The organism is Bradyrhizobium sp. AUGA SZCCT0169 (assembly GCF_018130085.1).
Classification (GTDB): Bacteria; Pseudomonadota; Alphaproteobacteria; order Rhizobiales; family Xanthobacteraceae; genus Bradyrhizobium.
In genome coordinates this window covers 84,382-105,025 of sequence record NZ_JAFCMC010000020.1, presented here as the reverse complement: position 1 = coordinate 105,025, position 20,644 = coordinate 84,382, and the positions used below count along the sequence as shown (strand labels likewise).

Annotated in this window: 21 protein-coding genes; 18 read left to right on the top strand and 3 right to left on the bottom strand. The window is 63.4% G+C overall.

Annotated elements, in window-relative coordinates; translation table 11 throughout:
- The first annotated feature begins 6 nt into the window (after window positions 1-6).
- Window positions 7-846, top strand: coding sequence for an amidohydrolase family protein (locus JQ609_RS22100; protein ID WP_249119770.1), 840 nt, complete (start codon window positions 7-9; stop codon window positions 844-846).
- A gap of 6 nt (window positions 847-852) precedes the next feature.
- On the opposite strand, the gene erpA is transcribed toward JQ609_RS22100, so the two are convergent.
- Window positions 853-1,182: an iron-sulfur cluster insertion protein ErpA gene (erpA, locus tag JQ609_RS22095; RefSeq protein ID WP_212274947.1), complete on the bottom strand. Its 330-nt coding sequence runs from the start codon at window positions 1,180-1,182 to the stop codon at window positions 853-855.
- 107 nt (window positions 1,183-1,289) lie between these two features.
- Between erpA and JQ609_RS22090 the strand changes: the two genes are divergently transcribed.
- The 12 genes from JQ609_RS22090 to surE all read left to right on the top strand — a co-directional run bounded on the left by JQ609_RS22090 (window position 1,290) and on the right by surE (window position 13,437).
- A complete protein-coding gene (locus JQ609_RS22090) occupies window positions 1,290-2,498 on the top strand; it encodes a deoxyguanosinetriphosphate triphosphohydrolase (RefSeq protein ID WP_212274946.1) in 1,209 nt (402 codons plus the stop codon).
- 23 nt (window positions 2,499-2,521) lie between these two features.
- Entirely contained in the window at window positions 2,522-4,315 is a 1,794-nt protein-coding gene (gene argS / locus JQ609_RS22085) for an arginine--tRNA ligase (protein WP_212274945.1), read from the top strand.
- Between the two features lie 120 nt (window positions 4,316-4,435).
- Window positions 4,436-5,896 (top strand): SPOR domain-containing protein, encoded by a 1,461-nt coding sequence (locus tag JQ609_RS22080; RefSeq protein WP_212274944.1) that lies wholly within the window; start codon window positions 4,436-4,438, stop codon window positions 5,894-5,896.
- Between the two features lie 47 nt (window positions 5,897-5,943).
- Entirely contained in the window at window positions 5,944-6,966 is a 1,023-nt protein-coding gene (gene nagZ / locus JQ609_RS22075; RefSeq protein ID WP_212274943.1) for a beta-N-acetylhexosaminidase, read from the top strand.
- Window positions 6,963-7,793, top strand: a complete 831-nt coding sequence (locus tag JQ609_RS22070; RefSeq protein ID WP_192739516.1) for a segregation and condensation protein A — start codon at window positions 6,963-6,965, stop codon at window positions 7,791-7,793. The genes nagZ and JQ609_RS22070 overlap by 4 nt, the downstream gene beginning before the upstream one ends.
- Window positions 7,794-7,814: 21 nt before the next feature.
- On the top strand, window positions 7,815-8,546 hold the full coding sequence (gene scpB, locus JQ609_RS22065; protein WP_192739515.1) for an SMC-Scp complex subunit ScpB: 732 nt from the start codon (window positions 7,815-7,817) through the stop codon (window positions 8,544-8,546).
- Between the two features lie 218 nt (window positions 8,547-8,764).
- Window positions 8,765-9,004 (top strand): twin-arginine translocase TatA/TatE family subunit, encoded by a 240-nt coding sequence (locus tag JQ609_RS22060; RefSeq protein ID WP_192739514.1) that lies wholly within the window; start codon window positions 8,765-8,767, stop codon window positions 9,002-9,004.
- A 154-nt stretch (window positions 9,005-9,158) separates the two neighbouring features.
- Window positions 9,159-9,677, top strand: a complete 519-nt coding sequence (gene tatB, locus JQ609_RS22055; RefSeq protein WP_212210493.1) for a Sec-independent protein translocase protein TatB — start codon at window positions 9,159-9,161, stop codon at window positions 9,675-9,677.
- A complete protein-coding gene (tatC, locus tag JQ609_RS22050; RefSeq protein ID WP_212210491.1) occupies window positions 9,674-10,498 on the top strand; it encodes a twin-arginine translocase subunit TatC in 825 nt (274 codons plus the stop codon). The genes tatB and tatC overlap by 4 nt, the downstream gene beginning before the upstream one ends.
- Before the next feature lie 181 nt (window positions 10,499-10,679).
- Window positions 10,680-12,014, top strand: coding sequence for a serine--tRNA ligase (serS, locus tag JQ609_RS22045; protein WP_212274942.1), 1,335 nt, complete (start codon window positions 10,680-10,682; stop codon window positions 12,012-12,014).
- Window positions 12,015-12,025: 11 nt separating this feature from the next.
- Complete coding sequence (locus JQ609_RS22040) at window positions 12,026-12,571, top strand: hypothetical protein (RefSeq protein WP_212274941.1); 546 nt, start codon at window positions 12,026-12,028, stop codon at window positions 12,569-12,571.
- Between the two features lie 98 nt (window positions 12,572-12,669).
- Window positions 12,670-13,437, top strand: a complete 768-nt coding sequence (gene surE / locus JQ609_RS22035) for a 5'/3'-nucleotidase SurE (RefSeq protein ID WP_212274940.1) — start codon at window positions 12,670-12,672, stop codon at window positions 13,435-13,437.
- Window positions 13,438-13,566: 129 nt separating this feature from the next.
- Here the strand turns inward: surE and JQ609_RS22030 are convergent, their stop codons facing one another.
- On the bottom strand, window positions 13,567-13,944 hold the full coding sequence (locus JQ609_RS22030; protein WP_212210483.1) for a response regulator: 378 nt from the start codon (window positions 13,942-13,944) through the stop codon (window positions 13,567-13,569).
- Between the two features lie 256 nt (window positions 13,945-14,200).
- Between JQ609_RS22030 and JQ609_RS22025 the strand changes: the two genes are divergently transcribed.
- Entirely contained in the window at window positions 14,201-14,845 is a 645-nt protein-coding gene (locus JQ609_RS22025) for a protein-L-isoaspartate(D-aspartate) O-methyltransferase (protein WP_409363424.1), read from the top strand.
- A 109-nt stretch (window positions 14,846-14,954) separates the two neighbouring features.
- Window positions 14,955-16,337, top strand: coding sequence for a peptidoglycan DD-metalloendopeptidase family protein (locus tag JQ609_RS22020; protein ID WP_212274939.1), 1,383 nt, complete (start codon window positions 14,955-14,957; stop codon window positions 16,335-16,337).
- Window positions 16,338-16,472: 135 nt separating this feature from the next.
- On the opposite strand, the gene JQ609_RS22015 is transcribed toward JQ609_RS22020, so the two are convergent.
- The gene (locus tag JQ609_RS22015; protein ID WP_212274938.1) at window positions 16,473-17,444 is read right to left on the bottom strand and encodes an ATP-binding protein; all 972 of its coding nucleotides are present in this window, start codon (window positions 17,442-17,444) and stop codon (window positions 16,473-16,475) included.
- Window positions 17,445-17,622: 178 nt separating this feature from the next.
- Between JQ609_RS22015 and yajC the strand changes: the two genes are divergently transcribed.
- The 3 genes from yajC to secF are packed head-to-tail and all read left to right on the top strand — an operon-like array spanning window position 17,623 to window position 20,644.
- The gene (yajC, locus tag JQ609_RS22010; protein WP_192739505.1) at window positions 17,623-17,988 is read left to right on the top strand and encodes a preprotein translocase subunit YajC; all 366 of its coding nucleotides are present in this window, start codon (window positions 17,623-17,625) and stop codon (window positions 17,986-17,988) included.
- Window positions 17,989-18,027: 39 nt separating this feature from the next.
- Entirely contained in the window at window positions 18,028-19,626 is a 1,599-nt protein-coding gene (gene secD, locus JQ609_RS22005) for a protein translocase subunit SecD (protein ID WP_212274937.1), read from the top strand.
- 13 nt (window positions 19,627-19,639) lie between these two features.
- Window positions 19,640-20,644: a protein translocase subunit SecF gene (gene secF, locus JQ609_RS22000; RefSeq protein WP_212210474.1), complete on the top strand. Its 1,005-nt coding sequence runs from the start codon at window positions 19,640-19,642 to the stop codon at window positions 20,642-20,644.

Here is a 20,644-nt window from a genome sequence, read left to right as displayed (position 1 = left end):
CGGGCAATGCGGACCGCCTTGCGATGCATCGTCATCCTGACCGCGCTTGCGTGGAACGTCGGGACGAGGGCCGTTGCGGCCGAGCCGATCGAAATCTTCGACGCGCATCTGCATTACAATTGGGAACCAAAGCCGTATTACCAGCTCGACGAGGTGCTCGCGCTATTCAAGAAGCATCGCGTCACCGGCATCCTCGCGACCAGCCGCCCGAACAGCGGAACGCATGCGCTGGTGGATGCCAAGGCCGATGGCCTGCAGGTCGTGCCTTTCATCCGTCCGTACCGTGTCCGGTCGGATATCCAGAGCTGGTTCGGCGACCCCGTGATCTTCGATCTGGTGCAGGACGAATTCAAGCGCGGCTATTACCGGGGCATCGGCGAATTCCATCTGTCGGGCAAGTCGGCGGAAAACGAGTGGGTGAAGAAGACCGTCGACTTTGCTGTCGCCAACGACCTCTATCTGCACGCCCATGCCGATGACGAGGCAGTCGAGATCCTGATGCGGCACAATCCGAAAGCCCGGATCATCTGGGCGCATACCGGCTTTGGGCTGTCGACCGATCGCGTCACGGCGATGCTGTCGAAATACCCAAAGCTGTGGGGAGAGTTGTCGTATCGCAGCGGCATCACCGACGGCGCGGGCAAGCTGACGGCTGAGTGGCGGACGCTGTTCGAACGCTATCCCGATCGCTTCCTGCTCGGTTCGGACACCTGGGTGCCGGAGCGCTGGGCGAGCTATGGTGAGATCATGGCGAGCTATCGCGCCTGGCTGGCGCAGCTATCGCCCAAAATCGCCGAGCAGATCGCGAGCGGCAATGCGAAGGCGTTGTTCGCCACGCCGCGCTGATGTCGCTCAGATCGAAAAACTGGTGCCGCAGCCGCAGGAGGCGGTGGCATTCGGATTGACCACCCGGAACGACGCGCCGATCAGATCGTCGACGAAATCGACTTCCGAGCCGGCCAGGAACGGCACCGATGCCGGATCGACCAGCACCACGGCGCCCTCGCGCGCAATCACCAGATCGTCCTCGGCCTGGGCATGCTCGACGTCGAATTTGTACTGGAAGCCGGAGCAGCCGCCGCCTTCGACGGAAATGCGCAGCATGGCGCCCTCGCCCTCGGTCTTGAGGATTTGCCCGATGCGGCGGGCGGCCCGCTCGCTGACGGTGATGGCAGTGGTCATGCGTGGTCTCCGGTCGAAGGCGTCATACCCAATTCATTTGGTATCCCGCGCTCCCCATAGTTAAGTATGTAATCTCGCAGAATCAAATGGATAAGGACTAAAAAAACGTGTCGGTCGGAATGGCTGCCCCCCGCGCGCTCTATGCCTGCGATCCCGATCGCAGCCGCGGCCGGCTGTTTACGGAGCCGCCGAGCAAGACCCGCAGCCCGTTCCGGCGCGACTGCGACCGGGTTATCCATTCCACCGCCTTCCGCCGCCTGAAGCACAAAACCCAAGTCTTCGTGTTCCATGAAGGCGATCATTACCGCACAAGGCTGACCCATTCGCTGGAGGTGGCCCAGATCGCCCGCGCGCTGGCCCGCCAGCTCGGGCTCGACGAAGACCTCACCGAGACGCTGGCGCTGGCCCACGACCTCGGCCATCCCCCGTTCGGCCATGCCGGGGAGCGGGCGCTGGACAAATGCCTGGCGGCCCATGGCGGCTTCGATCACAACGCCCAGACCCTGCGCGTCGTAACCTCGCTGGAACATCGCTACCCCGAATTCGATGGGCTCAATCTGAGCTGGGAATCGCTGGAGGGCATCGTCAAGCACAATGGTCCGCTGACGATGCGGAGCGGGGACCCCACCGGGCGCTACAGCGACAGCGGGATCCCGGTCGGGATCGCCGATTTCAACCGCAAATATGATCTGGAGCTGTGGACCTACGCCTCGCTGGAGGCCCAGGTCGCAGCCTTCGCCGACGACATCGCCTATGACGCCCACGATATCGATGACGGCCTGCGCGCGGGCCTGTTCAGGGTCGACGACCTCAACGTGATGCCGCTCACGGCCGCCATCATCGCCGACATCGGCAAGCACTATCCCGATCTCGATGACGGCAGGCGCGGGGCGGAATTGGTGCGCGAGCTGATTTCCTACATGATCTCGGCTGTTGTCGCCGAGGCAGGCAGGCGGCTCGAAGCGGCCAAGCCGCAATCGGCCCACGATGTGCGCCACTGCGCTCAGCCCCTGGTCGCGTTTCCGCCTGCCGTGGCGACGGAGGAGGCCGACATCAAGGCATTCCTGAAGCAGCGGATGTACCGCCACAAGCGGGTGATGCGGGTGATGGGTGAGGCTGAGCAGATCGTGTTCGACCTGTTCGCGCGCTACCAGAAATCGCCGGCTGACCTGCCGGCCGAGTGGGTCGAGGAGACCGAGCGGGAGACCGAAGCCGGGCGTGCCCGCCGGATTGGCAATTTCATTGCCGGGATGACCGACCGTTTCGCCCTGATCGAGCACCAGAGGCTTTTTGACTTGACCCCGGATTTGCGTTAGGCGGCGGCCGAGGACTTCAAAAAATGGCCGAAAAACCCACTTCTCCGCACCTTTTTGCCGATGTGCTTGCGCGCGTGCACAGGATTTGTGCCGTGCTAGCGGCCGAGGAAAACTGGCCTGCCGGCATCGATTTCTCCCGAGTGGTGGTCGAGCCACCGCGCGATGCGACCCATGGCGACATGGCGACCAATGCCGCGATGGTGCTCGCCAAGGAAGCCAAGGCAAAGCCGCGCGATCTTGCCGACAAGTTCGCCGAAAAGCTGCGCGCCGACGATCTGATCGCTTCCGTCGAAGTCGCCGGGCCCGGCTTCATCAATCTCACCCTGAAGCCAGGGGTGTGGGCGGAGGCGCTGCGCACCGTGCTGCGCGAGGGCGTCACCTACGGCCAGAGCGCGATTGGTGGCGGCGAAAAGGTCAATGTCGAATACGTCTCGGCCAATCCGACCGGGCCGATGCATGTCGGACATTGCCGGGGCGCCGTGTTCGGCGACGCACTGTGCAGCCTGCTGCAGTTCGCGGGCTATGACGTCACGCGCGAATACTACATCAACGACGCCGGCGCGCAGGTCGATGTGCTCGGCCGCTCCGCGTATCTGCGTTACCGGGAAGCGCTCGGCGAGGACATTGGCGCGATCCCGGAAGGCCTCTATCCCGGCGATTATCTCGTCCCGGTTGGGCAGGCGCTGGCCGCCGAATACGGCGGCAAGCTCAAGGCGATGTCGGAAAACGCCTGGTTGCCGATCGTGCGCCTCAAGGCCATCGACATGATGATGGAGATGATCAAGGGCGATCTCTCGGCGCTGCACATCAAGCACGATGTGTTTTTCTCGGAGCGCTCGCTGATCGAGACCGGCAACAACAAGGTCACCGAGACCATCGACTATCTGCGTGCCAAAGGCGATGTCTATGAAGGCCGCCTGGCGCCGCCCAAAGGCAAGGTGGTCGACGACTACGAGGACCGCGAGCAAACGCTGTTTCGGGCCACCGCATTCGGCGACGATGTCGATCGTCCGCTGATCAAGTCCGATGGCGGCTATACTTATTTCGCCTCCGACATCGCCAACCACAAGAACAAGTTCGATCGCGGCTTCACCAACCTGATCGACGTGTTCGGCGCCGATCATGGCGGTTATATCAAGCGCATGCAGGCGGCGGTGAAGGCCGTGACCTCGGGCAAGGCGGCCCTCGACGTCAAGATCGTGCAGCTGGTCAAGCTGCTGCGCGACGGCGAGCCGGTGAAGATGTCAAAGCGCTCCGGCGAGTTCGTCACCTTGCGTGAGGTGGTCGACGAGGTCGGGTCTGACGCCGTGCGCTTCATGATGCTGTTCCGCAAGAACGACGCGGTGCTGGATTTCGACCTTGCCAAGGTGATCGAGCAGTCCAAGGATAACGCGGTGTTCTACGTCCAGTACGGCCACGCCCGCGGCCATTCGATCTTCAAGAACGCCCGGGAAATGCTTCCGGACCTGCCGGAGAGCGATTCCGCCCGGGCGGCCTATCTCGGGGACGCCGCGGTGGAGCGGCTGACGGACCCTACGGAACTCAGCCTGTTGAAGCAGCTGGCGCTTTATCCCCGGATGATCGAGGCGGCGGCGGTGGCGCATGAACCCCACCGAATCGCTTTTTACCTCTATGATCTCGCGAGTGAATTTCACGCGCTTTGGACCAAGGGGCGGGATTTGCCCTATTTACGCTTCATTATCACTAATGATGCACACATTACGAGGGCGCGACTGGCAATGGTCCAGGGCGTCGTCTCGGTTCTGGAATCGGGCTTAGCCGTTCTCGGCGTCCACGCTCCGACCGAGATGCGGTAGGCAAGGGGCATAGGCCCTCGCAATGGGGATTGTGAGGGTATCTGGCAGGAGCCAATTCGTGTTCATGGCTCGTATGGTCATGGCGGGTTGGCGCTGTCCCGAAGGGGATGCATCTTCACGATGGCTGATAGATACCAGGAACGAACTTTTCCTTCGGACGCCGACGATGATCGCGGCGCGAACCCGGCTGCCCCGGCGAGGGGCGACAGCGATCCGCTGGCGGAGCTGGCGCGGCTGATCGGGCAGTCCGATCCGTTTAGCAGCGGCGCCAAGACCCCGCACCCACTGCAGTCGCGGGCCAACGTGCGACCGCAACACGACGCCGTGGACGAGGAAGAGGTCAGTGTAGCCGCGGGCCCGCCGCCATGGATGCAGCGCGCCAGGCACGATGCGCCGCCACTGCCACCGCAGCAGGAATACGAAGAGCCGGAGCAGGATTACCAGCCGAGCCCCGTGCATCCCTTGCACCGCTACGCGGCTCAGCAGCCGGCGGCACATGAACAGGACCATCACGCGCCGGCGCAGCAATACGCGGACGAGCAGCCGGTGGATCCCTCGCGGTATGACGACGCGCTGTATGGCCAGCTGGAATCAGGGCAGCATGAATATGCACGTGATCCGGCCTTTCCGGATGATCCCTACGCCTATCAGAGCGATTACGAGGAAGAGCCGGAGCCGCCGCGCAAGCGCAGCAACGGCCTGATTACGGTCGCCGCGGTGCTGGCGCTGGCCGTGGTCGGGACGGGGGCTGCCTTCGCCTACCGAACCTATGTCGGCTCACCCCGCAGCGGCGAGCCGCCGATCATCAAGGCCGACAACAGCCCGACCAAGGTCATGGCGACGCCGGGCGATGGTGCCGCTGCCAAGACACCGGACCGCATGGTGCCCGGCGATGGCGGCGAAAAGATCGTTTCGCGTGAAGAGGCTCCGGTCGATGTCAACTCCAGGTCCGGTCCGCGCGTGGTGTTTCCGCCGCTGAACCCGAATGGCAGCCCGCCCTCGGTCGCAAGCGTCTCTCCGGCCGCTCCGCCGCCGGCGACCGCCGCGAACGGCTCCCTGCCGAACAACGAACCGCGCAAGGTCAAGACCCTTGCCGTAAAGGGCGACGCCGATAATGGTGGCGTTCCTGCAGGGGTTGCACAGGCAAAGCCGGCGCCGGCTGCCCGTACGGCCGCACCGGCGCCAGCCCCGGCCGCGGCGCCGCGCAACCCGTCATCCGCCAACGCCAGCGCCAATGGCCCGCTCGCGCTGACGCCGCAAGGCGGCGCAGCGCCCGATCCGGCGCCCACCCGTGTCGCGGCAACCGGTCAGGCGCAGGCCGCGCCCTCCGGCGTCGGATATCTCGTTCAGGTCTCCTCGCAGAAGAACGAGGCTGATGCACTGGCGTCCTACCGGGCGCTGCAGGGCAAGTATCCATCCGTGCTGGGGACACGTTCGGCTTCGATCAGGCGGGCGGATCTCGGCGACAAGGGCGTCGTTTACCGCTCGATGGTCGGACCGTTTGGTTCTCAGGAGGAGGCGGCGCAGCTGTGCGGCAACCTGAAAACCGCCGGTGGACAGTGCGTCATCCTCAGGAATTAACGGCCGTTTCCTTGACCCGGGAGCTGTGAGGGGCCTAATCGGCCCCCATGAGCAGCCGCGCATTCATCACAGGCATATCCGGACTGGAATTGAGCGCTGACGAGCGCGCGTTTATCCGTGCCGAGCTGCCATGGGGCTTTATCCTATTCAAACGCAACATTGAGACCCCCGCGCAAGTTGCTTCGCTGGTTGGCGAATTGCGCAATTTGGTCGGAAACGCCGATGCGCCCGTCCTGATCGACCAGGAAGGCGGGCGGGTGCAGCGGCTCGGACCGCCGCATTGGCCGGTCTATCCGCCAGGCGCCGTCTTTGGGGCGCTGTACGACATCGACCCTCAACTGGGATTCAAGGCCGCCCGTTTGAGCTCACGGCTGATCGCAGCCGACCTGATCGACCTCGGAATCACGGTGGACTGCCTGCCACTGGCGGACGTGCCGGTTGCGGGGGCCGACGCCGTCATTGGCAACCGGGCCTATGGAACCGAGCCGGGCAAAGTGGCCGCGATCGCCCGTGCCGTCACCGAGGGGCTGGAGCAGGGCGGGGTGTTGCCGGTCCTGAAGCACATTCCCGGCCATGGAAGGGCCACAGCGGACAGTCATTTTCGGCTGCCAACGGTTGATTCGACGAGGGAAGAGCTCGATCGGACCGATTTTGCCGCCTTCCAACCGCTGGCGGACCTGCCGATGGCGATGACCGCACATGTTGTGTTTAGCGCGCTAGACCCCGTCCATCCGGCGACGACTTCTGCGACAATCATCCGGCAGGTGATTCGCGGCGTAATCGGGTTCCAGGGTTTGTTGATGAGTGATGACGTGTCCATGAATGCGTTGGCGGGATCGATCGCCGAGCGGACCCGAGCCATCGTCAACGCCGGCTGCGACATGGTTTTGCATTGCAACGGCAAGCTCGACGAAATGCGCGATGTCGCAGCCGAGACGCCGGAACTGACGGGCGAGGCTCTCAATCGCGCCAACCGGGCGCTGGCCTCGCGAAAGGCGCCGCTGCCGCTCGACCGGCAGGCGGCGCGGGCTGAACTGGACGCGTTGATGGATCGGGTAGGGACGGTATGACCGCGGAGATTCTATCGTTTGAGACCGGACGGCCCGCCGCTGACGGCACCGACAGCGAGCCCTCGCTGGTTGTCGATGTCGAGGGCTATGAGGGTCCGCTCGACCTGTTGCTGACGCTGGCGCGGCAACAGAAGGTCGACCTATCCAAAATTTCCATCCTGGCGCTGGCCGACCAGTATCTCGTCTTCATCGAGGCGGCGCGAAAGATCCGCCTCGAGCTTGCGGCCGACTATCTGGTGATGGCGGCCTGGCTGGCGTTCCTGAAATCGCGGCTGCTGCTGCCGGAGCCGGCGACGCCCGACGGCCCGAGCGCCGAGGAGATGGCGACCGCGCTCGCCAACCGGCTGCGCCGGCTGGAAGCCATCCGCGAGGCGGCCAATCGGCTGATGAACCGGCCGCAGTTCCAGCGCGATATTTTCCCGCGCGGCAATCCGGAATCGATCGCGGAAATCCGCCACCCCAAATTCACCGCGACGCTATACGACCTGCTCACGGCCTATGCCACGCAGCGTCAACAGAAGGTGCTGGCAACGGTGCATCTGGCCAAGCGCACGGTGTGGTCGCTGTCGGAAGCGCGCGCCTCGCTGGAGCGGCTGGTCGGCATGGCCGAGGACTGGAGCTGCCTCGACGAATTTCTCCTCAGTTATGTTGTCGATCCCTCGCAGAAAGCGACGGTATTTGCCTCCACCTTTGCCGCCGCGCTCGAGCTGGTGCGGGAAGGCGAGATGGAACTGAACCAGAAAGAGGCGTTCGCGCCGTTGTATTTTCGTAAGCGTCAGCCGCAAGCGTCCGGAGCGATGTCCGCTTCGGATCTCTCGGTCGAGTAAGTGGAAGAAGGAGACCTAGCCATGGCGAGCCTCGCGGAAAAGCGCATGGAAGAAGCCGAGGAACATTCCGTCGATCCCACGAACGAGCCCGAAGCGAGGCCCGAAGAATTGCGGCTGCTGGAAGCGCTGTTGTTTGCCTCCGCCGAGCCGGTCGATCAGGCGGCGCTGGCCAAGCGGATGCCAGACGGTGTCGATGTCAAGGTCGCTTTGGCGCAACTGCAGGCGGAATACGCCACGCGCGGCGTCAATCTGGTGCGGGTCGCGAACAAGTGGACGTTCCGCACCGCCGGCGATCTGTCGTGGCTGATGACGCGGGAGAGCACGGAAACGCGGCGGCTGTCGCGCGCGGCCATCGAGGTGCTCGCGATCATCGCCTACCACCAGCCGGTGACGCGCGCCGAGATCGAGGAAATCCGCGGCGTGATCACCTCCAAGGGCACGCTGGATGTGTTGCTGGAGACCGGTTGGATCCGTCCCCGCGGCCGCCGCAAGACGCCGGGCCGGCCGTTGACGTTCGGCACCACCGACGGGTTCCTGTCGCAGTTCAGCCTCGAAGCACTCGGCGATCTGCCGGGCCTGGAAGAGCTGAAAGGCACCGGCCTGCTGGATTCGCGGCTGCCTTCCGGCTTCAGCGTTCCGACCCCGTCGGACGACGTGGCGCTGCGAGAGGACGAGGACCCGCTGGATGCCGGCGACACCCTGGAACTCCTGCTGGCGCCGGCGGCCGAGCCCGAGACCCCTAGCGAAAGCTAGGGCGGGGACAAAAATATCGAAAACAACCCCATGCAAAGTAGAACGGGCCTGTTCCGCTAGGGGCCGTTCAGTCCTCGAAACCGGATTAACGGTAGCAATAATCCGTAGTCGCGACAGCGATTTGCCGCGGCCTGGGTCCTTGTTTTTGACACCTCCCGGGCCTACCTTCCGGCAAAGCTTGGGCCGGATGCCGGCCGTCTCTTTTGGAGGGTTGCAGGATGGGTTCGCTTAGCATTTGGCACTGGATCGTGGTGATCGCAGTGGTCCTGCTGTTGTTCGGCCGCGGCAAGATTTCGGACCTGATGGGCGACGTCGCGCAGGGCATCAAGTCCTTCAAGAAAGGCTTGCAGGACGATGACAAGCCTGCGGAAAAGCCCGCGGTCGAGCCGACCAAGACCATCGATCACAATGCGGCGCCGACGGCGGCCCGCACCGATGTCGGCAGCAAGGCTGTTTGACGGTTTAGTTGTAGGCGCCGTCGGGCGCGGACCGGTGTCCGGTGAAGCCATGGCCTATTGAAGTCATGGACGCCGGTTGAGAAAAGACGCGGGCCGCCCCAAAATCTTGCTATGGAGATTTGGGTGGGGCGGGGTCGCGTAAGCGGAAATTTTCATGTTCGACATCGGGTGGAGTGAACTGGTCGTCATCGCGGTTGTCGCGCTGATCGCCATCGGCCCGAAAGAGCTGCCGGGCGTGCTGCGCATGGTCGGGCAATGGATGGGCAAGGCCCGCAAGATGGCTAGCGAATTCCAGGGCCAGTTCCAGGAAGCGATGCGCGAGGCCGAAATGGCCGACCTCAAGAAGAGTTTTGACGAGGTCAAGGACGTCGCGACAGGCATGTCTCCCACCGGTCTGATCACCTCGCTGCAAAAGGACGTCGGTGACGCCCTGCAGATCGGGGACATCGACAAGCCCGTCAACTCGCAGGTGGAGACCTCGATCGGGGAAACCGTGACGCCCGAAATCGTCGCACCGACCACGCCGGCCGCCCCGACGGCCGAGACGTTCGTCGAGGCCGAAACCCATCAGGCGGTCTCCGAGCCGCTAATCATCACCCGCGAAGCTCAGGCCGCGTCACAGGACATCGCGCCAGCGGCGCCGGACATTCTCAAGGACGCCAAAGCGTCATGAGCGACGAAGACATCGAGGCCAGCAAAGCGCCGCTGATGGACCATTTGATCGAGCTGCGCTCGCGGCTGATCAAGGCGCTGCTGGCGTTCGGTATCGCCTTCATCTTCTGCTTCTTCTTCGCCAAGCAGATCTACAACGTGCTGGTGTGGCCGTTCGTCTGGATCGCCGGCCCCGAGAATTCGAAGTTCATCTACACGGCGCTGCTGGAATATTTCCTCACGCAGCTGAAGCTCGCGCTGTTCGGCGCCGGCTTCATTTCGTTCCCGATCATCGCGACGCAGATCTACAAATTCGTGGCGCCCGGGCTTTACAAGCACGAGCGCGGCGCGTTCCTGCCGTACCTGGTGGCGACCCCGTTCTTCTTCGTGCTCGGCTCGCTCCTGGTCTATTTCATCGTGCTGCCGATGCTGGTGCGCTTCTCGCTCGGCATGCAGCAGTCCGGCGGCGACGAGACCGCGCAGATCCAGCTGTTGCCGAAGGTCGGCGAATATCTGTCGCTGATGATGTCGCTGATCTTTGCCTTCGGCATCGCGTTCCAGCTGCCAGTCATCCTGACGCTATTGGGCCGGATCGGCATCCTCACCGCGCAGCAGCTGCGCGAAAAGCGGCGCTATTTCATCGTGGTCGCCTTCGTCATCGCGGCCGTCCTGACGCCGCCGGACGTGCTGAGCCAGGCCTCGCTCGCGCTGCCCTTGATGGTCCTTTACGAAGGCTCGATCCTCGCGGTCGCCCTGGTGGAGAAGCGGGTCGCCGCAGCCAAGGCCGCAACCGGTACGCCACCCTCCGCGACCCCGCCGCCCGCGGCCAATCCGGCCGAGTAGGGTTCGTCGTACCCCGCGAAAGCGGGGTACCCAGTACGCCGCGGCCTCTCGAATCCATCGCTTCTGCTCTGGAATACTGGATCACCCGCTTTCGCGGGTGATGACGGGTGTGGTACGGGAAGCGCACCGTTAAATGTCAACGTATTGCGTTGGCATTTGACGAATTCAGGAATGATCCGCCATGCACGACATCAAATCGATCCGCGATAACCCGCAAGCCTTCGACGCCGGACTGAAGCGCCGTGGCCTGGCGCCGCTGTCGCCGTCGCTGCTGGCGATCGACGAAAGGCGCCGCGCGGCGATTCTGGCGTCCGAGCAGGCGCAGGCAAGGCGCAATGCGGCCTCGAAGGAAATCGGCGACGCCAAGAAGGCAAAGGACGAGGCGCGTGCATCGAAGCTGATGGCCGAGGTCGCCGAACTCAAGACCACGATGCCGGAGCTCGAAGCCGCGGCAAAGACGGCGGACGACGAACTCGCCAAAGAATTGGCCGCGATCCCGAACCTGCCGCTCGACGAAGTGCCCGACGGCGTTGACGAGCACGGCAATGTGCAGCGTCAGGTGTTCGGCAAGGCGCGCACCTACGGTTTCGCGCCGAAGCCGCATGACGATCTCGGCGGCGCGCTCGGCTATATGGATTTCGAGACGGCAGCGAAACTCTCTGGCGCGCGTTTTGTCGTGCTGAAAAAAGGCCTCGCGCGGCTGGAGCGTGCGATCGGGCAATTCATGCTCGATCTCCACACCAACGAACATGGCTACACCGAGATCAATCCGCCGCTATTGGTGCGCGACGACGTGATGTTCGGCACCGGGCAATTGCCGAAATTCGAGGATGATCAGTTCTGGGCGATCAAGGGCGAGCTGCTGGCGGCTCCGGATGATGGCCGCCTAAAGACTGAACGTCTTGGCCTCATTCCCACGGCCGAAGTGTCGCTGACCAACCTTGTCCGCGAATCCATTGTCGACGACAAGGAATTGCCGATGCGTCTTTCGGCGCTGACGCCGTGTTTCCGTGCGGAGGCAGGTGCCGCCGGCCGTGATACCCGAGGCATGATCCGCCAGCATCAATTCACAAAAGTCGAACTGGTCTCGATCACCACACCGGAGGCGAGCAAGGACGAGCACGAGCGCATGCTCTCCTGTGCTGAAGAAGTATTGCGCCGCCTCGATCTGCATTATCGTGTCATGACGCTGTGTGCGGGCGACATGGGTTTCTCCGCGCAGAAAACCTACGACATCGAAGTGTGGATGCCGGGGCAGGGCGACGGCGGTGCTTTTCGCGAAATCTCCAGCTGTTCGGTGTGCGGCGATTTCCAGGCGCGGCGCATGGATGCGCGCTATCGCGGGCCCGATGGCAAGCCGCGTTTCGTGCATACGCTGAACGGCTCCGGCACCGCGGTCGGCCGCGCGCTGATTGCTGTCATGGAAACCTATCAGCAACAGGATGGATCGATTGCAGTGCCCGACGTGCTGCAGCCTTATATGGGCGGCCTCAAGGTCATCGAGCACGACAAATAGCAAAGCCGAACATGCCCCTGCATCGCGACATCCATTGGATCGGCCGGCAATGGGCTGTCACCGGCCTCGGGATGCAGTTGATCGACCAGAAGCTGAAGGGCTTCTTCGATATCGAGGTCTCGCAGTTGTGGGACGAGGCGCTGATCGAAACCATGCGGGCCAAGGAATGGCTCAATGTCGCGGATTTCGACAAGGGCCTCGAGGTGGCGCGGAAGCGGTTTCCTCCAGGCGGCGTGACGCAGCCGGAAACAATCGCGCCGGCTCCGCCCGTTGCGCCAACGGTGCGTCAGGCTGCTCCGCCGGTTACGCCGGCGCCGGTGGTGGTTTCGCCCATCGCACCAATTGAGCCGCCACCTCAGATCGCAACGTTGGAAGAGCCCCGGCCTCCAAAGCCGGATCCGATCAAACCGCCTCCGGCTCCGCCCGTCATATTGCGGGCGATTGCGATCCCAACGCCTGAGCCCGAGCCGGCTCAGTCCGTGCCGCCAAAATTTCAAATGGTGTTTTCAGGCTACGCCAAGTTCGTTCGTCCCTGGCGCGTCCGGATGCGGGAATGACCATATCTTGCCGGTTTGCCTCGGCGGCGATAGGCGGATAATACGGCGCCGGCGACATGGAAAACGGCCTCGAATCGAACCGGAAGGCATTTTGACGGATGCGCATTCTCTGCACCAATGACGACGGCATTCACGCTCCCGGTCTGAAGGTCGTCGAGGAGATCGCCCGCGCGCTGTCGGACGACGTCTGGATCGTGGCGCCCGAACTCGATCAATCCGGCGTCTCGCATTCGCTGTCGCTGAACGATCCGCTGCGGCTGCGCGAAGTCGGCCCGCGGCATTTTGCGGTGCGCGGCACGCCGACCGATTGCGTAATCATGGGCGCGCGCCACATCCTCGGCGAAAAGCTGCCGGATCTCGTGCTGTCGGGCGTCAACAAGGGCCGCAACGTCGCCGAGGACGTGGTCTATTCCGGCACCATCGCGGGCGCGCTGGAAGGCACCATTCTGGGCATTCCATCGTTTGCGCTGAGCCAGGAATTCTCCATCGAAACGCGGAACGCGCCGCTGTGGGACACGGCGGTGAAATTCGGGCCGGATATCGTGCGCAAGGTGATCGACGCCGGCGTGCCCAAGAACACCGTGATCAACGTCAACTTTCCGGCCTGCACCCCCGACGAGGTCAATGGCATCCGCGTCACGCGGCAGGGCAAGCGCAATCTCGGTTTCCTGAAAGTCGACAAGCGCCATGACGGCCGCGGCAATCCCTATTTCTGGATCGGCTTCGAACGCGCCGCGATGCTGGACACGCCGGCCGAAGGCACCGATCTCGCCGCATTGGCCGCGCGCTACGTGTCAGTGACGCCGCTGCGACTCGACCGCACCGATGAAGCGTTTTCGGAAGCTCTGACGACGACGTTGAAGTGACGCGAAGCGTCATACCCGCGAACGCGGGTATCCAGTACGCCGCGGCGTCGCGGTTCAATCGACGGTCTCTCGAGTACTGGATCATCCGCTTTCGCGGATGATGACGGGCAGGGTGTGTGGATAGAGCGGCTAAGCCGCCGCGCTCTTGAGCGCGTTGTTGATCATCTGCGCCAGCGTTTCCAGTTGAAACGGTTTTTGCAGCGCCGGGCGGTCGCGATATTCCTCGGGCAGGCCCGAGGAGCCGTAGCCGGTCGCGAAAATGAAGGGCCGGTTGCGCGCCTTGATCAGTTCGGCCACCGGCGTGATCACCTTGCCGTTGACGTTGACGTCGAGGATGGCGAGATCGAACTCGGTCGATTGGGCGAGCTTGACGGCTTCGCCGATTTCGCCGGCCTCGGCGGCGACGCTGTAGCCGAGCTCTTCGAGCATGTCGGCGACCATCATCCGGATCATGACCTCGTCTTCGACGAGAAACACTGAACAGCCCTGCGGCCGCGTCGCCATCATGATGGAATCCTTGCCCTTCCCGAGCTCAAGGTTCGCAAATAACACCAATCGGCGCAACGACAAGATGGGTCAGGCCAAGGCCTGCGGCCCGCCCGTCAAGAGCCCCGATTTTCCGGGCTCTAACGCTGTTCCCGGACCGTAGTTCCACAAGCGGAACCCATTTTGAGGAAATTCTTCCTTAAAGCTCCGCTGGCTATTGCATCAAATCCCGAGCGAAGCACTAGATGAATGGCCAGGCCGCGCCCCCGAGTCTCTAATGTCGCAAGAACCGCCCGAAAAGATGATGTTCCAGCTCTCCCTGCGGCGGCGGGGGATCAGCGACCAGACCATCCTGCGCACCATGGAAGAGGTGCCGCGCGAGATGTTCGTGACCGCGGCCGATCGCGGTCATGCCTATCGCGACAGCGCGCTCGGCATCGCCTGCGGGCAAACCATCAGCCAGCCCTTCGTGGTCGCCTACATGACCGAGCAATTGCAGCTGCAAAAGCAACACAAGGTGCTCGAGATCGGCACCGGCTCCGGTTACCAGGCCGCGATCCTGTCCCGGCTTTGCAAGCACGTCCTGACCATGGAGCGGTACCGGACGCTGGCCGACAGCGCGCGGGCCCGGCTGGAAAAGCTGGGCTACGACAATATCGAGGTCCTGCTTGGCGACGGCTTCGATATCCCGCCAGGTGCCGGGGATTTCGACCGCATCATCGTGACCGCGGCGATGGAGCAAATCCCGGAGAAGCTGCTGGCGCGGCTTGAGCCCGGTGGCATCCTGATCGCACCGGTCGGACCCCACCAGGGTGTCCAGACTCTGCTGCGCGTCACGAGGACTGACGCAGGGTTCGACCGCAAGGCGCTGGTCGACGTGCGCTTCGTGCCGGCGCTGCCGGGGATTGCCCGCGAACTGTAGAATCACGGATTGGCGGTTCCCGCCAACATCTTATTTGAAGGGTTAAGCGGTTATTTACTCGGGACGTGTTTACTCAAAAGAGTATTTAGTTGCGTATGAGTGAGTAACCATGTCCCGTGTCGTCGAGTTGCTTCGCTCGCGTCGCGTACCGCAAGTGGCGGTGCTGACGCTGATGTCGTTTGGCTTTGCCGGCTGCAGCGCCGATATGTCGACGCGCTTCTCGCAAAACACCCTGTCAAACCCGTTCAACTATCAGCCGGACGCGACCGGTTCGGTGCAGCAGGCGCCGGCGCCCCAGGTCGAGCGTCGCGAACTGCCGCAATATTCTCGGCCGCAAACTCAGCCGTATCAGTCGCAGCCCCAATACCAATCGTCGGCCTTGCCGCCACCGCCGCCGGTGGTCACGGCGCCGCGATCCTATCAGGCCGCAGGCAACGGCGTGTCGGGCGGAGGCCGCGGGCTTTCGTCCTATACCCCGCCGGGCCAACCCAAGCTTGAGACCACCGCCACCGTTGCGCCGCGCTCGGTTGCCGCTGCGCCCGCGCATGGCGGCACCACGATCATCGTCGGTACCAGCGACACGCTCGACATCCTGGCCAAGCGCTACAACGTCTCGTCGGCTGCGATCCTGCAGGCCAATGGTTACAAGGGACCGCGCGCGCTATCGCCCGGCCAGCAACTGATCATCCCGCGCCAGACCGTTGCCGCTGCGCCCGCGCCGGCGGTAGCGCCGCCGGCCAGCAAGCCGGTCGCGGCTGTTGCGGGGCCGTCGAGCGTGCACGTCGTCAATCGCGGCGACACGTTGATGAGCATTGCGCGCCGTAACAACCTCCCGGTGGGGGATCTCGCCAAGGCCAACAACCTCGACACATCGGCCAAGCTCAGCCTCGGCATGAAGCTGACCGTGCCCGGCGCCAAGACCGCCGCCGCACCTGCGGCGCAGCCTGTTGCACCGGTGCAGGTCGCAGCGGTCGCAGCGCCTGCCGCCAAGCCGGGGACACCTGCCGCGCAGCCGCAAAGCGCGCGCTTGGCGCAGGCGACAACCAATGTCGAGGAAAAGCCGGTCGTCTCGGAAGCGCCGGCCGTGAAGCCGAGTGAAGCCACTGGCGCGCTGCCGACGTTCCGTTGGCCGGTACGCGGCAAGGTCATCACGACCTACGGCGCCAAGACCAACGGCAAGGCCAATGACGGCATCAATCTGGCGGTGCCGGAAGGCACCCCGGTGAAGGCTGCCGAAGACGGCGTCGTCGCCTACTCGGGCAATGAATTGAAGGGTTACGGCAATCTCATTCTGGTTCGGCACTCCAACGGTTACGTCACTGCATATGCCCATGCGAGTGAGCTGATGGTGAAGCGCGGCGACACGATCAAGCGCGGCCAGATCATTGCCAAGTCGGGCCAATCGGGTGAGGTGGGGTCGCCGCAACTCCACTTCGAGATCCGCAAAGGATCTTCACCGGTTGACCCGCTTCAATTCCTGAACGGGGCGTGAGGGCGCAGTATCTCCTCAACTGTCATTGCCGGGCTTGACCCGGCAATCCATCCCTGAAGAAAGCGCTCTTGCGAAGTGCGATGGATACGCGGGTCAAGCCCGCGTATGACGGAGCGAGTTCGCGGCTGCCGCGTCCTAATTTCCCACCAGCCTTACACCTAGCCGTCCCGCCAGCTCCTGCGTGAACTGCCAGGCGACGCGCCCCGAGCGTGAACCGCGGGTCGTCGACCATTCCAGCGCTTCGCGCTCCAGTTCCTCATCGGCAAGCTTGATGCCGTAATGGCCGCAATAGCCGCGGACCATCGCCAGATATTCGTCCTGGCTGCAGCGATGGAAGCCCAGCCACAGACCAAAGCGGTCCGACAGCGAGACTTTTTCCTCGACCGCTTCACCGGGATTGATCGCGGTCGAGCGTTCGTTCTCGATCATCTCGCGCGCCAGAAGATGCCGGCGGTTCGAGGTGGCGTAGAGGATCACATTGTCCGGGCGTCCCTCGATGCCGCCTTCCAGCACCGCTTTGAGCGATTTGTAGGAGGCGTCGTTGCCGTCGAAGGAGAGGTCGTCGCAGAACACGATGAAACGGAATGAAGAGCTGCGCACCCGGTCCATCAGGCCCGGCAGGCTCTCGATATCCTCGCGATGGATCTCGATCAGCTTGAGTTTGCCGGCCGGCTTGCGCTTGAGGTTGATGTCGGCATGCGCGGCCTTGACCAGCGACGACTTGCCCATGCCGCGCGCGCCCCACAGCAGCGCATTGTTGGCGGGCAGGCCGTCGGCAAAGCGCTCGGTATTCTCGATCAGGATGTCGCGCATCCGGTCGATACCCTTGAGCAACCCGAGGTCGACCCGGCTGACGCGCGGTACCGGCGCCAGCCGCCCGTCCGGGTGCCAGACGAAGGCGTCCGCAGCCCCGAACGACTCAGGTCCCGCGTTGGCCGGGGAGGCCGCGGAAAGGTGGCTCGCGATGGCCTCCAGCGCGTCCGCGATGCGCTCGGCGGTGGCGTCTTTCGAGGGGGGCGCCGGACGTTTTGTCGCGGTTTTCGCGGGCTTCCGCCGGCCTGCTTTGGAGGTGGCGCGAGCCGCTGTTTTATTGGGTTTTTTCGACATTTTCCGTGTTCCTGACGGCGCAGCCTTAACGGGCCTTGGAAGCTCCCGCAAGCGCCCTAAATGAGGGGGCTGGCAGCGTTGCAATTGGGACGGCCGCCGCTATAGTCCGCGCGAATTTGCCCGGACCGGTCAGACGCTTGCGTCGCCGGTCGTTTCCCGTCTCACGAGGATTGTTCGAATGCTGATTACCCCTGCGTACGCCCAGGCTGCAGCCGGTGGCGATGCCAACAGCATGTTGATGTCGCTGCTGCCGTTCGCACTGATCTTCGTCATCATGTACTTCCTGATTCTGCGCCCGCAGCAGAAGAAGATCAGGGACCATGCCGAACTGGTGAAAAACATCCGGCGTGGCGATACCGTCGTGACCTCCGGCGGCCTGGTCGGCAAGGTGACCAAGGTCGTCGACGACGACCAGATCGAGTTCGAGATCTCCGACGGTGTGCGCGTGCGCCAGATGCGGCAGATGATCTCCGGCGTGCGCGCCAAGGGCGAGCCGGCCAAGGAAAAGGCCGAGACCGCCAAGGACGAGACGTCCGCGAGCTGATTTGCGCTCTGCATACTCCTGATCTGACGGGTCAACTCGATGTTGTATTTCACGCGGTGGAAGGCGCTGGCGATCATTCTGACCGCGCTGGTGGTGTGCCTGTGCGCCGTTCCGAATTTCTTCCCTGAGGCCACGGTAAAGACCTGGCCGAAATGGGCGCAGCGCCACATCGTGCTCGGCCTCGACTTGCAGGGCGGCTCGTCCCTGCTGCTGGAAGTCGACTCCAACTACGTCAAGAAGGAAAAGCTCGACCAGGTGCGCGACGACGTCCGCCGTGTGCTGCGTGAGGCCAAGATCCAGTACACCGGCCTCAGTGCCCGTGCCGATGTCGTCGAAGTGCGCATCACCAAGGACACCGACGCGCCGACCGCGCTGACCAAACTGCGCGAACTGTCGCAACCGCTTGGCGGGTTGTTGGGGTCGAGCGGCCAGCGTGGCCTCGAGGTGGCTGACGGTGGCGGTGGGGTGATCCGGCTGACAGTGCCTCCGGCCGCGGTCACGGAACGCATCCGCCAGTCGGTCGAACAATCGATCCAGATCGTCGAGCGCCGCGTCAACGAACTCGGCACGGTGGAACCCCTGATCCAGCGCCAGGGCATCGACCGCATCCTGGTGCAGGTGCCGGGCCTGCAAGATCCGACCCGGCTGAAGGACATTCTTGGCAAGACCGCCAAGATGGAATTCCGGATGGTCGATCTCACGGTGCCGCCGGATCAACGGGGGAGCGTGCCGGCGGACTCGGAGTTGCTGCCCAGCGCCGACCCGGCGTATCCGCAGCCCTATGTGATCAAGAAGCAAGTGCTGGTTTCGGGCGGTGAACTGATCGACGCCCAGCCGGGATTCGACCAGCGCACCAACCAGCCGATCGTTTCTTTCAAGTTCAACAGCTCCGGATCACGGAAGTTCGCGGCGGCGACAACACAACACGTCAAGGAACCGTTCGCGATCGTGCTGGACGGCAAGGTGATCTCGGCGCCGGTTATCCAGGAACCGATCACTGGCGGCTCCGGTCAGATATCCGGTAACTTCACGGTGCAGGCCGCCAACGATCTGGCGATTCTGTTGCGCGCCGGCGCGCTGCCTGCGCCGCTGACCATCATCGAGGAGCGTACCGTCGGTCCGGGCCTCGGTCAGGATTCGATCGAGAAGGGCGAACTCGCGGCCTATGTAGGCTCGATCCTGGTCATCGTGTTCATGCTGGTGACGTACCGCCTGTTTGGCGTGTTCGCCAATATTGCGGTCGCCATCAACGTCGCCATGATCTTCGGCATCCTGTCGCTTCTGAACGCCACGCTGACATTGCCGGGCATCGCCGGCATCGTGCTCACGGTCGGCATTGCGGTCGACTCCAACGTGCTGATCTACGAGCGCATCCGCGAAGAGCTGCGCCACGGCCGCACCGCGATTTCGGCGATCGACGCCGGCTTCACGCGCGCACTGTCGACCATTCTCGACTCCAACATCACGACCTTCATCGCCGCCGCCGTGCTGTTCTACATCGGCACCGGGCCGGTCCGCGGCTTTGCCGTGACACTCGGCATCGGCATCATCACCACCGTGTTCACCGCGTTTACCCTGACCAGCCTGATCGTCGCCGGCTGGGTACGATGGAAGCGGCCGAAGACCGTGCCAATTTGAAGCGGAGTCGGCTTTGACAACACAATTCGTCCTCATCGGGCTTGGCATCCTGATTGCCGTGCTGACAGTCGTCGCCGTGCTCGATCTGCTGCCTCCGCTGCGGATCGTCCCTGACGATACGCATTTCGATTTTACGCGCTTTCGCCGCATCAGCTTTCCGATCTCGGCGGCGCTTTCGATCGTGGCGATCATCCTGTTCTTCACCCACGGCTTGAATTTCGGCATCGACTTCAAGGGTGGAACGTTGCTGGAGGTGCAGTCCAAGTCGGGCTCCGCCGACATTGCCACGATGCGTGCGACGTTGAGCAATCTCGGCCTCGGCGAGGTTCAGCTTCAGCAGTTTGGTGGTCCGGCCGACGTCCTGATCCGGGTTGCCGAGCAGGCCGGCGGCGACCAGGCGCAACAAGAGGCGGTGACGAAGGTCCGCAGCGCCCTCGGAGACAGCGTGGAGTATCGCCGCGTAGAGGTGGTAGGCCCGCGCGTTTCCGGCGAATTGCTGGCCTACGGCATGATCGGTCTGATGCTCGCGATCTTTTCGATCCTGCTCTATCTCTGGTTTCGGTTCGAATGGCAGTTCGCGCTCGGCGCCATGATCGCCAACGTTCACGATATCGTGCTCACGATCGGTTTCATGTCGCTCACCCAGGTCGATTTCGACCTCACCAGTATCGCGGCGCTCTTGACGATCCTCGGCTACTCCCTGAACGACACGGTCGTGATCTATGACCGGATTCGGGAAATGCTGCGGCGTTACAAGAAAATGCCGATGCCGCAACTGCTCAACGAATCCATCAATTCGACACTGTCGCGCTCGATCATCACCCACGTCACGGTGACGCTGGCGTTGCTGGCGCTGCTGGTGTTCGGCGGCCACGCGATCCACAGCTTCACCGCAGTCATGATGTTCGGCGTCGTGCTGGTCGGCACTTACACCTCGATTTTCATCGCGGCGCCGATCCTGATCTATCTCGGCGTTGGTGAGCACCGCGACGCGCCGGATACGCCTAAAAAGAAGTAA